The sequence below is a fragment of the Frankia casuarinae genome (assembly GCF_000013345.1).
GTDB classification, from domain to species: Bacteria; Actinomycetota; Actinomycetes; order Frankiales; family Frankiaceae; genus Frankia; species Frankia casuarinae.
Genome location: NC_007777.1, coordinates 740,979 through 755,398, shown reverse-complemented (window position 1 = coordinate 755,398; position 14,420 = coordinate 740,979). Strand labels below are relative to the sequence as shown.

General features: G+C 71.8%; 11 protein-coding genes. 2 read left to right on the top strand and 9 right to left on the bottom strand.

Annotated features, from left to right (window positions below):
- Window positions 1-69 precede the first annotated feature (69 nt).
- Window positions 70-930, bottom strand: a complete 861-nt coding sequence (locus FRANCCI3_RS25235) for a DUF3017 domain-containing protein (protein ID WP_235462776.1) — start codon at window positions 928-930, stop codon at window positions 70-72.
- A 461-nt stretch (window positions 931-1,391) separates the two neighbouring features.
- Between FRANCCI3_RS25235 and FRANCCI3_RS03305 the strand changes: the two genes are divergently transcribed.
- Window positions 1,392-1,715: a hypothetical protein gene (locus FRANCCI3_RS03305; RefSeq protein WP_011435111.1), complete on the top strand. Its 324-nt coding sequence runs from the start codon at window positions 1,392-1,394 to the stop codon at window positions 1,713-1,715.
- A 580-nt stretch (window positions 1,716-2,295) separates the two neighbouring features.
- On the opposite strand, the gene purH is transcribed toward FRANCCI3_RS03305, so the two are convergent.
- The 8 genes from purH to FRANCCI3_RS03265 all read right to left on the bottom strand — a co-directional run bounded on the left by purH (window position 2,296) and on the right by FRANCCI3_RS03265 (window position 12,429).
- Window positions 2,296-3,942 (bottom strand): bifunctional phosphoribosylaminoimidazolecarboxamide formyltransferase/IMP cyclohydrolase, encoded by a 1,647-nt coding sequence (gene purH / locus FRANCCI3_RS03300; protein ID WP_011435110.1) that lies wholly within the window; start codon window positions 3,940-3,942, stop codon window positions 2,296-2,298.
- Entirely contained in the window at window positions 3,939-4,589 is a 651-nt protein-coding gene (purN, locus tag FRANCCI3_RS03295) for a phosphoribosylglycinamide formyltransferase (protein WP_011435109.1), read from the bottom strand. The genes purH and purN overlap by 4 nt, the downstream gene beginning before the upstream one ends.
- 196 nt (window positions 4,590-4,785) lie before the next feature.
- Window positions 4,786-5,331: a helix-turn-helix domain-containing protein gene (locus FRANCCI3_RS03290; RefSeq protein WP_011435108.1), complete on the bottom strand. Its 546-nt coding sequence runs from the start codon at window positions 5,329-5,331 to the stop codon at window positions 4,786-4,788.
- A gap of 180 nt (window positions 5,332-5,511) precedes the next feature.
- A complete protein-coding gene (locus FRANCCI3_RS03285; protein ID WP_011435107.1) occupies window positions 5,512-6,999 on the bottom strand; it encodes a cell division protein PerM in 1,488 nt (495 codons plus the stop codon).
- A gap of 184 nt (window positions 7,000-7,183) precedes the next feature.
- Window positions 7,184-8,113: a hypothetical protein gene (locus FRANCCI3_RS03280; RefSeq protein ID WP_011435106.1), complete on the bottom strand. Its 930-nt coding sequence runs from the start codon at window positions 8,111-8,113 to the stop codon at window positions 7,184-7,186.
- 185 nt (window positions 8,114-8,298) lie between these two features.
- On the bottom strand, window positions 8,299-9,171 hold the full coding sequence (gene sucD, locus FRANCCI3_RS03275) for a succinate--CoA ligase subunit alpha (protein ID WP_011435105.1): 873 nt from the start codon (window positions 9,169-9,171) through the stop codon (window positions 8,299-8,301).
- Window positions 9,172-9,196: 25 nt separating this feature from the next.
- Window positions 9,197-10,363 (bottom strand): ADP-forming succinate--CoA ligase subunit beta, encoded by a 1,167-nt coding sequence (gene sucC / locus FRANCCI3_RS03270; protein WP_011435104.1) that lies wholly within the window; start codon window positions 10,361-10,363, stop codon window positions 9,197-9,199.
- A gap of 419 nt (window positions 10,364-10,782) precedes the next feature.
- A complete protein-coding gene (locus tag FRANCCI3_RS03265; protein ID WP_011435103.1) occupies window positions 10,783-12,429 on the bottom strand; it encodes a serine/threonine-protein kinase in 1,647 nt (548 codons plus the stop codon).
- A gap of 236 nt (window positions 12,430-12,665) precedes the next feature.
- Between FRANCCI3_RS03265 and FRANCCI3_RS03260 the strand changes: the two genes are divergently transcribed.
- Window positions 12,666-14,312, top strand: coding sequence for a carboxyl transferase domain-containing protein (locus FRANCCI3_RS03260; RefSeq protein WP_049760826.1), 1,647 nt, complete (start codon window positions 12,666-12,668; stop codon window positions 14,310-14,312).
- The last annotated feature ends 108 nt before the right edge of the window (window positions 14,313-14,420 follow it).

Genomic DNA, 14,420 nt, shown 5'->3' with positions numbered 1-14,420 from the left:
CACGGGCCGCGCCCGACCCACCCCGGCAAGACCCGCGACGGCCACGGGCCGAGTGCGGTGGACAAGCCGTCACGGGCCGACGTAGGGAACGGCGAATGTGAGGATTATCACAGATACTCCAAACAGGAGGAGAATACTCACATCGAAGGCCCGTCCTCGCACCGCCAGCAGGCCGATCCGCCGTGCCGGCAGCACCAGACGGGCCAAAGCGGCCATCACCAGGACCACGCCGACGACCACCATTCCTCGGCGCCATCTGTCCTGGAAGACCAGCATCAGCCCGACGGTGACCCCGGCGAGCACCAACGCGAAGGTGGCCTCCTGCCGTAGCCAGCCGCCGATCCCGCCCCCGTCGCCACGCCTGCCGGGCTCGGCAGGCCCGGGCCCGGCGGGTGCGCCGGGCGTGACGAGTGGCGGCGGGGAGGCAGCTGGGACCGGTGTTCTCCGGGATCCGGAGATGGTCCCTGCCACGGGTGGCCCAGGCTCCGCACCGACCGCCGGCTTCCGGTGCTCCCCGAGGCCGACCAGCGGGGAGGACACCGAACGCCACGGGTCGTGCGATGGGATGCCGTCGCCCGCGACCCGCTCCGGTGGGGACGATCCGGGCTGACCCGGGGCGGCCGGCGGGGCCGGCGTCGGCGGAACGGGACGGTCGAACCGGCGCAACCCGCGATACTCGGCAGGAAGGCGCTCGTCACGATCCTCGCTCGGACGGAAGACGTCAACGCGGGCGGTGCCCGGCCACGACGGACGCCGCCGGTCCGCTTCCGCCCCAGCGCGGCGCGGCGGCAGCTCTGCCCGTTCCGCCCGGGGATCGGGCGCCTCATATCCGCCGGAATATCCGCCGGATCGGTGCCGCCCCCCCGGCCCGGGGCGGCCTGGATCATCCCCGGGTCGAGCCGGGCCGGAGCGGCGCACCGCGTCGGTCACCCTCGCCTCCGGCAGCGGTCGAGATCTCCTGCTGGACAGTGGTCCCGTACGGGACATGGTGGCGTCCCCGCCGTCATCGGCGACGACTTCCACCCAAGTGCAGGATGCATCGAACACCAATCCAACCAGGGCATCGGTCCTTACGGACACACGGTAGGCCGCCTGCGGCATCGGCGCCCACGGGCGCAGGGAGCACGGCGGGGCCACGCCGAGGCCACGCAGGGGTGGCCCGGGTGAACGGCCGGCCCGTCGGGCGGCGGATCCTCCACGACGGTGATCTGCCCGATGCCACGACCTGCCGAAGCGGGGATGACAGCCCTATATCACATGCCAGCGACAAAGGATACGATTACCCCATCCGAGCACATCACGCGCACAATATGCAGCACCCCCACCTATAGGCATCATGCAGGCTTAGGGCAGACTTCCGGCCGCAGTGCCCAAGTGGGATGGAGCGTGACGTGACAGACGAATCACCACACAGCAAGAAGCTGCAGGAACTGATGTTCCGGGCCTGGGAGACCTTCGGGGACGCCCGACACCTGGACAGCGACGACCGGGTGTTCGTCCAGGCGCTGGCGAGGCAGACGGCGGATCGGATCTCGGTGCTCTACGGCGCGAGCTGGCGCGACGCCCTGGACTGGGTAGCCCAGCGCTATGTGCCGAACGGCGACCAGCCCGGCGGTGTGCTCGCGGCGGCGGCCAGCCCAACGGCAACGACGTCCAACGGCAGCGCCAGCGGGCGCCGGGGCTCGGCGGCCGCGGAGGCGAACGCCGCCTCGTGAAGTGAGGGCACCGAACGGCGCACGGCGCCGTTGGGCGGCGCCACGGACGAACCACCAGAGCCACCAGAGCCGGTCGGAACATCGACCGAGGCCAGCCTGCCGGCGGGTCGGGACAGAACGTCCGGGGACAGACGACCGGGCACCGATCAGCAGTCGTCCGATCCGCCATGGCCATCCGGAGCGGACGGGTGGACGGGAGGCCGGCCCGGCGCGGCCAGATTATCGCTGTCCCAGGCCGATCATCGATCTGACAGCGATCATCTACCGGAGGTCGACCGGCATCCCGGACGCCTGCCCAGTGCCCCACCGGACACGCGCGCCGACGGGCCGGGGGCACCCGGCGTCGTGGCGAGCACCGGGACCGGGACCGGGATCATCGGCGACGCCGTGGAGCCGACTCCTTCGATCGAACTGGAGTATCGGCGTACGGACGGGCATCTGCGATGGGGCCGCCGATTCCGGTGAAGACATGCGCCGGTGAAGACATGCGTGCCGGGGCCGCCGACGACCTCCTCGACAAAGGCTTCGGCCGATGGCTGGCGGAACACACGCCGGTGCCACCGGCCTGGGTGGCCCGCTGTCAGTGCGCGAAGTGGCGGACACCGCTGAAGTAGAGCGTGACGCCGGCCTCCCGGGCAGCCGTGATGACGAGCTCGTCGCGCACCGACCCGCCCGGTTCGACCACGGCCCGCACCCCCGCCTCGGCGAGCACCTCGAAACCGTCGGGGAACGGGAAATAGGCGTCGCTCGCGGCGACAGCCCCCTTCGCCCGGTCCCCTGCCCGGGTCACCGCGAGCCGGGCAGCGTCCACCCGGTTCACCTGGCCCATCCCGACTCCGACGGTGGCACCGCCGGACGCGAGGAGGATGGCGTTCGACTTCACGGAGCGCACCGCCCGCCAGGCGAACCGCAACTCGGCCAGCAGGGCCTCGTCCGCAGGCGATCCCGCCTCCAGCGTCCATCCGGACGGCTCGTCGCCCGGCGCATCGACGGCGTCCCGCGACTGCAGGAGCAGGCCTCCGCTGATCTGGCGCAGTTCGATCCCGCGCTGGTGCGGCGGCGGTGGGCACTCCAGCAGCCGGATCGACGGCTTACGAGAGAGGATCTCCACCGCGGCGGGTTCGTAGGCCGGTGCGACGACGACCTCGGTGAAGATCTCCGCGATCTGTTCGGCGAGCTCGCCCGAGACCGGACGGTTGGTCGCGATCACCCCGCCGAAGGCGGAGACCGGGTCGCAGGCATGCGCCTTGCGGTGGGCCTCGGCGATGGTGGCGCCGATCGCGATGCCGCAGGGGTTGGCGTGCTTGATCACGGCCACGGCGGGCTCGGTGAAGTCGAACACCGCTCGGCGGGCGGCGTCGGTGTCGGTGTAGTTGTTGTAGGACATCTGCTTGCCGTGCAGCTGACGGGCCGAGGCGAGGCCGGGCCGACCCTCGGCGTCGCTCTCCACGTAGAGCGCGGCGCGCTGATGGGGGTTCTCGCCGTAACGCAGGACCTCCGTACGGTGCCACTGCGCGGACAGCACGTCGGGCCATCCGCTCTCCCGCGCCACCTCGTCCGGCGCGACGACGCCGGCGAACCACGAGGACACGGCGATGTCGTACGCCGCGGTGTGGGCGAACGCCTTCGCGGCGAGCCGGCGGCGAGCGGGAAGATCATATCCGGATCCGCGGACTGCGGCGGCCAGCTCGGCGTAGTCGCCGGGTGCGACGACAACGGCGACCGACGCATGGTTCTTCGCCGCCGCGCGGATCATGGCCGGACCGCCGATGTCGATCTGCTCGATCGCCTCGTCCTCGCTCGCACCGGCGGCGACTGTCGCGGCGAACGGGTACAGATTGACGACGACCAGGTCGAACGGAGCGATGTCGAGTTCGGCCAACACCGCGGCGTGCTCGGCGTTACGCAGATCGGCCAACAGACCGGCGTGCACGTGGGGGTGCAGCGTCTTGACGCGACCGCCCAGCACCTCCGGAAATCCGGTCACGGTGCTCACCGGTGTGACCGCCAGCCCGTGACGGGCCAGGACGTCGGCGGTCGAACCGGTCGAGACCACCTCGACGTCGGCCGCAAGGAACGCCTCCGCGAGGACGTCGAGCCCGCTCTTGTCGTAGACGCTGACAAGCGCCCGTCGCAGCGGCCGCCGCCCGGTGGGGACCACTTCGCCGGGTTCGGATCCGCGGACAGCCCCGCCCTCGCCGGCCACACCTTCGCCCGATGACGTCATGATTCCTCCTGTACCCAAACTTCTGCCGATGCGGGAGACCCATGCTCGCCCCGCCGATGTCCGGCCGGGGTCGAGTCGCCGCTCCCGGCCCGCACGATCCCGCCGATCGTCGCGACGAACAGTCCTCGCTCGACGCTCTGGATCCGTGCATGAAGTGTCTGCTCGGTATCGCCTGGCTCAACCGGCACCGCCCGCTGAGCGATGATCGGACCGGTGTCGACGCCTTCGTCGACCCAGTGCACCGTCACCCCGCTGACCTTCACCCCGGCGGCCAACGCGTCACGCACCGCGGTGGCTCCCGGAAAGGCAGGCAGCAGCGACGGGTGGGTGTTGATCGTCCGGAACCGGCCGATCACCCGGGCACTGAGAATCTTCATGTAACCCGCCAGGACCAACAGATCGGGCGCGAATTCGGCGATCCGCCCGGCCGTCGCGGCGTTGAAGGCATCCCGGTCCGGGTGGTCCTCGAGACGAACGGTGAACACCGGGACCCCCGAGGCCCGGGCCCGCCGTTCCGCTCCGGTGCCGTAGCGGTCGGTGCCGACCGCCACGACCGCCGCGCCGAACCCGGGGTCCGCGGTTGCGTCGAGGATCGCCTGCAGGGTGGTTCCCGCTCCCGAGGCGAGTACGACGAGACGAGCAGACACAAACACACTCCGTAAGCAGAATCAGGCGACGCGACGAGCCGCCCGCTGCGCAACCGCCACCTGCGGACGACGGCGGAACAATGGCCGGTCCGACTGTACTGACTCGACCAGCTCCGCCGCTTCCCACCGGAAACGCGCGCACCGGCGCCCGCCGGGCGCGGCCCGCCAGGCGGCCACCCGAGCCCGGGACTGCCGATCATGCCGCCGGAACCCATCCGGCGAGGAGATTTGCCAGCCACGCGTCGAGGGCCTGGGCGGACGGGACCTCGCAGGCCGCCGGAGACGACAGCCCGTCAGCCAACGAGCGCAGCCCCGCACACCCGTCCTCCTCCGTGCCGCCTGCTGCGCAGGTGCACCCGACGGAGGCCGCGGGGCCCGCCCCTCCCTCGAAGCCCTCGTCGAGTTCGCCGTAGTCCCGCCCGTCCAGCAGATCACCCGGCCGGCACAGGTAGAGCTCAGCCAGCCGTGACAGGACCTGCGTGGAAGGCGCCCGGCTGCCCTTGGCCGGCCAGCTCTCCCAGTACGAGAAGGTCTTACCGGTCTTGGCCGGCCCAGAACCGGGCCACCGCTCGTTCCAGCGGCGTGCGGCCTCCTCCTGCGTCCAGCCGTGCGCGAGGCGGAACGCGACGAGCGCGCTCAGGTGATGGCGGGCCTGCAGTCTTCGGGCGATGCGGCGATAGGACCAGCCCAGCTCCCGCAGGCGGAGTGCTTCAGCCCGGATACGGGCGACCGTGACCGCCACGACGACCTCCGTGAAGATGATCCAGTGCGGTCACGGTAACCGACTGCGCGGACAGTTTTCGGATGCCGACGGGGTGCCGGGCGGGCGGGGAGGGAGCGGGCGGGGAAAGATCCACGCCGGGCGGGAAGCTGCGGACCCACAGACCTCGACGAGGCCGCGACAGCGGGGCCGCGAGGCCAGTCAGGGGTGTCGTCGTGACAGCCGGGCTGACGACCATGAGCCGGATGGCTGCAGCCGGCGCCACCAGGAGGACGCCGCCGCGTCGTCGGCGACGAACGGCCGCTCGGCCCGACGGGCCGCCAGGTCGATGCCGCCGATCAACAGGAGTCCGACAAGCGCGGTCTCCCCCCCGGCAATCAGGCCGCACAGCCATCCGGACGAGGGACCATAGTGGTTGCCCTGACCCGTCACGGTCCCGACCTGTCCCATCGACACCTGGACCGCCAGACCCACGAGGGCACCGCAGACCACCGCCCCGAGCAGGACGGTCAGGAGGCGAGCCCGGGAGCGGCGTCCCAGGCTCGCCCGATGGACCATGACAGCAAGCACGACTCCGGCCACGACGGGCACCAGCGCCAGCACGAGCCACCCGGGCCTGGGCAACGCGCTCGGCGGAAGGGCCGCCAGCACCGGGAGGTCCGGTAGATCGGCCGGGCGGACGACATCCGCCCGGACCAGACCCGAACCCGTTCGAAATCCTGGTCCAAGGGCGTAGGACAGACCCCAGAGGACCAGGTTGGGCAGCAGCGCAAGCTGGGTCGCCGTGAGCCCGAGACCCCCGAGCGCGCCCACGTCGAGCGAGCGCTCGGCGGCGGCGACCTCGGGCTCGGTCGCCGCGAGCACCAGCGCGACCCCGAACGCGGCGGCCGCCAGCAACGCCATGAACGCCGCCGCGCCGGACAGCAGGGGGACGCGCAGCATCACGGGCAGCATCCGCCATGCCGTGCGCAGCCGATGGCGACCGGCCAGCGCGCCGAGCAGGGCGGCCGGTATCCCGAACGCGACCGTCCCCAGCGCCGCGGAACCGGGGGTCGGCCGTACCGAATGCGTGCGCACGATGACCGCGACGACCACGACGAAGAGAGTCTGGGCGCCCACGACGCCGATGACGTCGCCCGCCACGGCCCGCCAGGGGACCCCGGGGGCGCCATCCGACCGGCATCGGCCCCCGCGGGAGTCCCCGGGGTTCGCCCCCGAAGCGGCGGGGCGCCCTCCGCCGAACCGTGCGGGCCGCAACCGCGACACCCGGCCCAGCGGCATCCGACCGAGCGAGACCCGGTTCAGCGACACCCGGCCCAGGGGCGTCCGGCCCAGGGGCATCCGGTTGAGCACGGCATGCGACTGCAGTGGTGCCGCGCTCGCCCGCCGATGCGCCGCGCTCAGCGCCGCGGCCAGCGGAAAGAGGGCGAGGCCCAACGGCCGGAACGCGATGATCCCGTCAGGGAGCCGCAGCGTCGTTCCGTGAGCGGCAAGCCACAGATCGGCTCCGACGCGCAGAGCCGCGGCGGGTCCGGTGGAGGAGCCGGTGTCGGCTCCCCACACAACCAGAACGACGAATTCGATGAAGATCAGGCCCGCGGCCGACGCGGCGACCGCCTCCGCCAGAGGCCGTCCGCCCCGCTGCCAGATCCGATCGGTGAGGCGTCGCGGCAGTCGGGGCGGCTGCATGGAGGCGGGCACGTTAGGACGCTCGCACGCAGATGCGCGGCTCAGCGGACAACACGCCGTCGTCGGCGCGGGAAATGCCCGAAGTAGGACGAATAGTTATGGTTGGCCGGAGAGGTCGACCCACCGCATCCCCCACGCCACATCCCCCGAGCGACCGTCATGAACCACTCGCCGGGGCATCGGATCAACGACCGGGAGGAGACTCCTGCTGGCCGTAACCACCCGGCCCCGGCGGAGGCGGCTGCTGGCCATAACCCGTGGGCGACTGACCATGACCCTGCGACGGCTGGCCGTAACCACCCGGCTGGGCCGGCTGCCCATACCCGCCAGCAGGCGGCGCGCCGTATCCGCCCGGCTGGGCCGGCTGCCCATACCCCGTGGGCGACTGACCATGACCCTGCGACGGCTGGCCGTAACCACCCGGCTGGGCCGGCTGCCCATACCCGCCAGCGGGCGGCGCGCCGTATCCGCCCGGCTGGGCCGGCTGCCCATACCCGCCAGCGGGCGGCCCATAGCCCGGCGGCGGCCCGTACCCCGTGGGCGGCTGACCGTAACCGGGCGTGGGCTGCTGGCCGTAGGGCTGGCCGTAAGGCGGCTGACCACCATACGGAGGCCAGGCGCCCGGCTGACCGGGCCCGGTGGGACGGGCACCTGGCCGGCCGGGAATGGGCGCTCCGCTCGCCAGCGCCGTGAGCACCCCGAAGACGGTCTGCACGATCGTCAGCAGCAAGGCGAGGTAGAACCCGAAACTCGGCCCGGCATCCACTCCGCTCGGCACGTCGGGGAACCGAATCCATCTGATCAACAGCAGGAGGACGGCGAACGCCGAGACGGCCGGCAGTATCCACAGGATCGAGACCGGACCAACGTCCGGGATGCGGACGTTGGCGGCGACGCGCGCCGTCACCAGACCGGCGACCACGACCACCAGGAATACCGGGAACCAGGAGTTGAACCCGAGCCCCCAGGCGTTCTTGTGAGCCTCCGCCGAGCGGCCGAAAAATCCCAGGCTCACCGAATACCACGGCAGGAAGCTCACGATGAACGTGACCGCCCCGGAGGCGATCACCCCGATGTCGTTGGTGGCGACGCTACGACCGCCGATTTGTGCCACGACGGCAACCCCACTTCGTCTGGTCGGTCGGTGCGGGGACGAGAGTCGTCGATGCACCGATGCAGGAGTCTTGCAGCCGTCGGAAGCGAAGGGAAGACGTCCGTCCCGAAGCCCCGCGGCCGAGACCCCTACCTGTCCCGGTGCCGAGCCCCCGCGTCCCGCGGGGGCTCGGCATCAGGATAGGCCTACAACGACCGCATGATGTCAGCCATCAGCCGGGCGGTCTCCGACGGGGTCTTGCCAACCCGGACGCCGGCCTTCTCCAAGGCTTCCTTCTTGGCCTGCGCGGTACCGGACGAACCGGACACGATGGCGCCCGCGTGGCCCATCGTCTTGCCCTCCGGCGCGGTGAAGCCGGCCACGTAGCCGACGACCGGCTTGGTCACGTTCTCCTCGATGTGCGCCGCGGCCCGCTCCTCGGCGTCACCGCCGATCTCACCGATCATCACGATCGCGTCGGTGTTCGGATCGGCCTGGAAGGCGTCGAGCGCATCGATGTGCGTGGTGCCGATGACCGGGTCGCCACCGATGCCGACACAGGTGGAGAAGCCGAACTCCCGCAGCTCGTACATCATCTGGTAGGTCAGCGTGCCGCTCTTGCTGACCAGGCCGATGCGCCCGCCGGGGGTGATGTCGGCCGGGATGATGCCGGCATTGGACAGACCGGGGCTCGCGATACCCGGGCAGTTCGGCCCGATGATCCGCGTCGTCGCCTTGGACCGGGAGTAGGCGAAGAACTCGGTCGTGTCGTGGATCGGCACGCCCTCGGTGATGACCACCGCGAGTGGGATCGCCGCGTCGATCGCCTCGATCGCCGCGTCCTTGGTGAACGCAGGCGGAACGAAGATCACCGAGACGTTGGCGCCGGTCTGCGCCATCGCGTCGGCGACGGAGCCGAACACCGGCACGCCCTCGACCTGCTGGCCCACCTTGCGCGCGTTCACGCCGGCGACGACGTTCGTGCCCGCGGCGAGCATGCGGCGGGTGTGCTTGCTGCCCTCCGAGCCGGTGATGCCCTGCACCACCACCCGGCTGTTCTCGTCAAGCCAGATAGCCATCGGTTCGCAATCCCCTTCGCCCAGGTCAGGCCGCGGCCGCGGCGAGCTCGGCGGCGAGCTTCGCCGCGCCGTCCATCGTGTCGACCGGCTTGACCACCGGCAGGTTCGCCTCGGCCAGGATGCGGCGGCCCTCCTCGGCGTTGTTGCCGTCGAGGCGCACCACCAGCGGGGTGCTGACGTCGCCGACGATCTTCAGGGCCTGCACGATGCCGTTGGCCACCGCGTCGCAGGAGGTGATGCCACCGAAGATGTTGACGAAGACGCTCTTGACCGCCGGGTCACCAAGGATGATCGACAGACCGTTCGCCATGACCTCGGCGGACGCACCGCCGCCGATGTCGAGGAAGTTCGCCGGGCGCTTGCCGCCGAATTCCTCCCCGGCGTAGGTCACCACGTCGAGGGTGGACATGACCAGGCCGGCACCGTTTCCGATGATCCCGACCTCGCCCTCGAGCTTGACGTAGTTGAGGCCCTTCTCCTTGGCCTTCTGCTCCAGCGGGTCCACCGCGGCCACGTCGACGAACGCCTCGTGCTCCGGGTGGCGGAAGTCGGCGTTGTCGTCCAGGCTGACCTTGCCGTCGAGGGCGACGACCCGGCCGTCACCGGTGAGGATCAGCGGGTTGACCTCGACGAGGGTGGCGTCCGACTTGACGAACACGGTCCAGAGCTTGGCCAGCAGCTCGCTCGCGCCGTCCAGAGCCGCCTCGGGCAGCTTCGCCGCGACCGCGATCTCGCGAGCCTTGGCCGCGTCGACTCCCTTGAGCGGGTCGATCGCAATCCGGGCCAGCGCCTCCGGCTTGGTCGCCGCCACCTCCTCGATCTCCATGCCGCCCTCTCGGGAGGCCATGGCGAGGAAGGTGCGGTTCGCCCGGTCCAGCAGGAAGGATGCGTAGTACTCCTCGGCGATGTTGCTGGCTTCCTCGACGAGCACCGAGTGGACCGTGTGGCCCTTGATGTCCATGCCGAGGATCGCTGTCGCCTTCGCGAAGGCGTCATCCGGCCCGTCGGCTACCTTGACGCCACCGGCCTTGCCCCGGCCTCCGGTCTTGACCTGCGCCTTGACGACGACCCTGCCACCGAGCTCGGTGGCGATCGCGCGGGCCTCCTCGGGGGTGGTCGCGGTCTTCCCGGTGGGCACCGGTACGCCATGTTCGGCGAACAGCTTCTTCGCCTGGTATTCGAAAAGATCCACGGTCCGTCCAGTCGGATGCGGTCGTTACGGGTTGGGATACGTAGAGCTGCACAGAACGCCTGCGAGCCTACTGACGAGGGCGTTACGGCGCGCGCCACGCGCCGTGCACCACCGCCGTCGCTGGCGGCCCGCGGGTGGGATCGAACGGGCCGGTCCGGCGCATCCTTCGACCCGCTCCGGGGACCCGGCAGGGTCGTCGATACAGGACAGATACAGGACAAATGAGGTGGACACCTGTCGCACCGAGGGTGGCTTCCGCCTCGCCGCTCTCAGAGCGCGGGTCCGCCGGGAGCCGCTGAGCGTGACCGCCGGGATCTGCCCTAGGCCGTCCCGTGTCTGACGTCACGAAAGTTGAGACCCTCATTATGCCGGAAATCACATGGAAGAAACACCGATCGTGGCCGGCCCCTCCGGACCAGTTAGACGAATTTCAGGATAACGACGATCAAGATCATCGTTAGTCCGATCCCGAGCCAACCCAGGCCGATGCCGAAGGCCGCCACTGTGGCGCCACGCTCATCCCTGTGGCGGATCCGAACCCGCGCGACCAGGCCGACCACGACAGCCGCGGCACTCCCAATCCCGAAGATCCAGAGTACCGCCAGGAGAACCGACAGCATCGCGGCGCTGTTCCAGTGCCGGCGCCGCGACGCCTCGGCCCGCCTGGCGTCGGTCCACCGCCCGACCCGCGGCGCAGCCGGTCGACCCGCTGGCGGGAAGGCCGATGGATCCGGAGGACGCGCCGGCGGAGTCGGGTCGCTGGAGCGATAGGTCACCTCCGACCGTCCCGGATCGGACGCCACGTCCGCGGCGGTCGTGCCCCGACGCCCCGCGGGCGCCTGATCCGCCCACCCCCCCGGGGAAACCGCTCCCGACGATGGTGGCGGGGCGACCGCTGGCGGGGCGACCGCTGGCGGGGCGACCGCTGGCGGGGCGACCGGTCGCAGCGGAGCCGCGGGGGGTAATGGCACGGCGGGCCGAAAGGCCGATGCGGGTGGCGGCGGTCCGACCGGCCACAGGCCGGGTGCCGGGCCTGGTCCCTGCACATCCGGCGCCCAGCCGCCGGCCGAGCCGGCCGCCCCCGGCGCGGGCCGGGCCGGAACTCGCCCCGCGCCGGGGACACGCGGACCGGAACGATTCGGCGACGGGGAGGAGACCGGCGCGGGGAACGGGGCGGGCACGCCGAACGCCGGAGACGATCCGGTCCAGGTCCGCTCCAGGACGTCACCGGCGGCGGCATCGGCCTCGGTGACCCCACGCACCTCCCGGCCTACCAGCGCGGCCAGCAGCGAGGCGGCGTCCGGCCGCTCCCGCGGGGCCTTGGACAGCGCCCTCGCGACCTGGTTGAGCAGGTACCCGGGGAGCGCGTAGAGATCGGGAGAGTCCCGCTGCACCCGGACGGCAAGCAGGTCCGGCGTCTCGGCATGGAAGGGATGTCGCCCCGTCGCCGCGTACGTCACGCAGCTCGCCCAGGCAAAGACGTCCGCTGAGGCGTCCGACGGCTCGCCGCGCATCTGTTCCGGTGACATCCAGGCCAACGTGCCGATCACATGACCGGTGCGGGTCAGCGTGGCGCTGTCGGTCAGGTGCGCGATCCCAAAGTCGATCACCTTGGGTCCGTCCCAGGCCAGCAGGATGTTGGACGGTTTGAGATCACGATGGACGACGCCGGCGGCGTGGATGGCGACCAGCGCGTCGGCGAGGCCGACGGCAAGACCCCGGACGAGGTGGTCCTCCAGCCGACCGCGGGCCCGGACGGCCTCGGCCAGGCTGGTCCCCTCGACGTACTCGGTGACCATCCACGGCGCCGCGGCCTCGGTGTCGGCGTCGAGCACGGCGGCCACCGCCGTGCCTCGCACGCGCAGCGCCGCCCGCACCTCACGTTCGAAGCGGCTGCGGAACTCCTCGTCCTCGGCGAGATCCTCGGCTGCGACCTTCACGGCGACGGGACGCCGATCCGGGGCGAAACCGAGATACACGGTCCCCATCCCGCCGGCACCGATCCGGTTCTGCAGGCGGTACGGGCCGATCTGGCGAGGATCCTCCTCCATCAGCGGTGTGAGCATCGCTTCCCTCGCTGCTCCCCTCGCCGCACCGGTGTAGCGGGTTCGATCCGGGTTGCCACCCGCCGGGGGGCTGTGGATGAAAGACTATGTCCCGGCCGCCATCGGGCCGAGGGCACGAAGCGTCCCAGGCGTGCGGGCCTGCGAGCACCCGCTGGCGGGGAGCGCCCGTCCGTGTTCCACGACACCGCGGCCGCGACGACGGACATCCGGTCGGCCCCGGGCGCGAAGATGCGGACGTGGACAACGACACCCGGCCGGGCCAGAAGACGACCGCCGACTGGCGTGCCGCCCTGCTCGCAGGCATCACCCTGCGGCCCGCCACTGCCGCGGCCGTCAACCGACTGGGCTGGCCCGACTACGACGCTCGACCGGCCCTGCGCTGGGGCGAAGGCGCGGTGGCCGGCATCCCTGCCGTGGTCGCGGTCTGGGATTTCACGGTTTACGGGGGAAGCTTTGGCGAGCGGGACGCACGTGGGTTCGCCGAAGCCGCCACCGCGGCCGCGGCCAGCCGCCGTCCCCTGGTGTCGTTCCTGCGCAGCGGCGGCACCCGCCTGCAGGAAGGGGTCGCCGGACTCGTCGGGCTGCCCCGGGCCGCACTGGCGCTCGCCGCACTGGACGCGGCGGGGGTCGGTCACATCGCCGTCGCGGACCAGCCCACCACCGGTGGTGTCTGGGTGACGATCGGCTCCCGCGCGGACCTTCGGTGCGCGGTGCGCGGGGCGACGGTTGGCTTCGCCGGGCCTCGGGTGGTCGCGGCGGCCACCGGTGCCGCCCCGCCCCCGGGCAGCTACACCGCGGACTCGGCGTACGCCGCAGGGCTGGTTGACGCGGCGCCGGCGCCCGGTGCCATCCAGGTGTGGCTGCGGCGGGCCCTGACCGGCCTGGCGGATCCACCCGATCGGGAGAGCCGGGCCGGTCCAGGTACCCGGACCGGCCCGGGTGGCCAAACCACTCCGGGCAGATCGGGCGACCAGGCAGACAGAGGCGACCAGGCAGACGGATCGGACGGCGGCCCGTCACGAGCCGGCGACGGGACCACCCTCCCCGTCCCGCCCGACGATCCGGACACCCGAACCGGGTCCGACGGACCTGCGCCGGGAGCTGAACATGCCGCCGCGCGCTCCGGGTGGGCGCAGGTGCGGGCGGCCAGGGATGGCATCCGCCCGGACGGCATCGAGGTGCTGCGGACGCTGCTTCCCGACGGCGTCGACCTGGTCGGGCCGGATCCCCGGGTCGTGGCCGGTGTGGGGGTGCTCCTGGGCGACATCGCAGGGCCTGCGGGGGCTACGGGGCCTGCGGGGCGGGGAGGGCCGATGCGTGCGGTGGTCGTGGCTGTCGGGGCCCGTCGCGGCGACGCCCCGGGGCCGGCCGGGTACCGGTTGTTGGTCCGCGCCGCCCGGCTCGCGGGGAAGCTGGGGATCGGTCTCGTGACCCTGGTCGACACGCCCGGCGCGGCGAACGACGCGGACGCCGAGGCCGCGGGCATCGCGGCGGCGATCGGGGATGCGATGGCCGCGGTATTGGCCTGCCCCTCGCCGACGCTGTCGATCGTGTTGGGTGAGGGCGGCTCTGGCGGGGCTCTCGCCGCGGCGGTCACCGACGTCGTCGCCATGACCCCGGACAGTTACTTCACCGCGCTCTCCCCGGAGGGCACCGCCGTCACGCTTCGGATACCGGTCGAGCGGGCCGCAAACGTCTGCGGGCTACGGCCGACCGACCTGAACGCGCTGGGATTCGCCGATCGGCTCCTGTCCGCCACCACCGCAGCCGAGACGGCGCGCGACGCCGCATCGCTGCTCGCATCCCTGAGCCGGGGGGACCAGGACGATCGGCTGCGCCGACGGCAGGCTCGATGGTCGACAGGGCTACCTAACAGTCTGTAGCATCTTTCTCCGGTCTTTACTTGGCCACCGGGATATCTGCCGACCTGGGGGGCGAGCACCACGGCTGGCGGCACGGATGGTACGGCGAGGGAAGGCGAGCGGGCCATC

Coding starts and splice junctions, on each gene's coding strand:
- purH (WP_011435110.1), bottom strand. CDS start 3,942: ATGACGTCATCGGGCGAAGGTGTGGCCGGCGAGGGCGGGGCTGTCCGC.
- FRANCCI3_RS03285 (WP_011435107.1), bottom strand. CDS start 6,999: ATGCAGCCGCCCCGACTGCCGCGACGCCTCACCGATCGGATCTGGCAG.
- sucD (WP_011435105.1), bottom strand. CDS start 9,171: ATGGCTATCTGGCTTGACGAGAACAGCCGGGTGGTGGTGCAGGGCATC.
- FRANCCI3_RS03265 (WP_011435103.1), bottom strand. CDS start 12,429: ATGCTCACACCGCTGATGGAGGAGGATCCTCGCCAGATCGGCCCGTAC.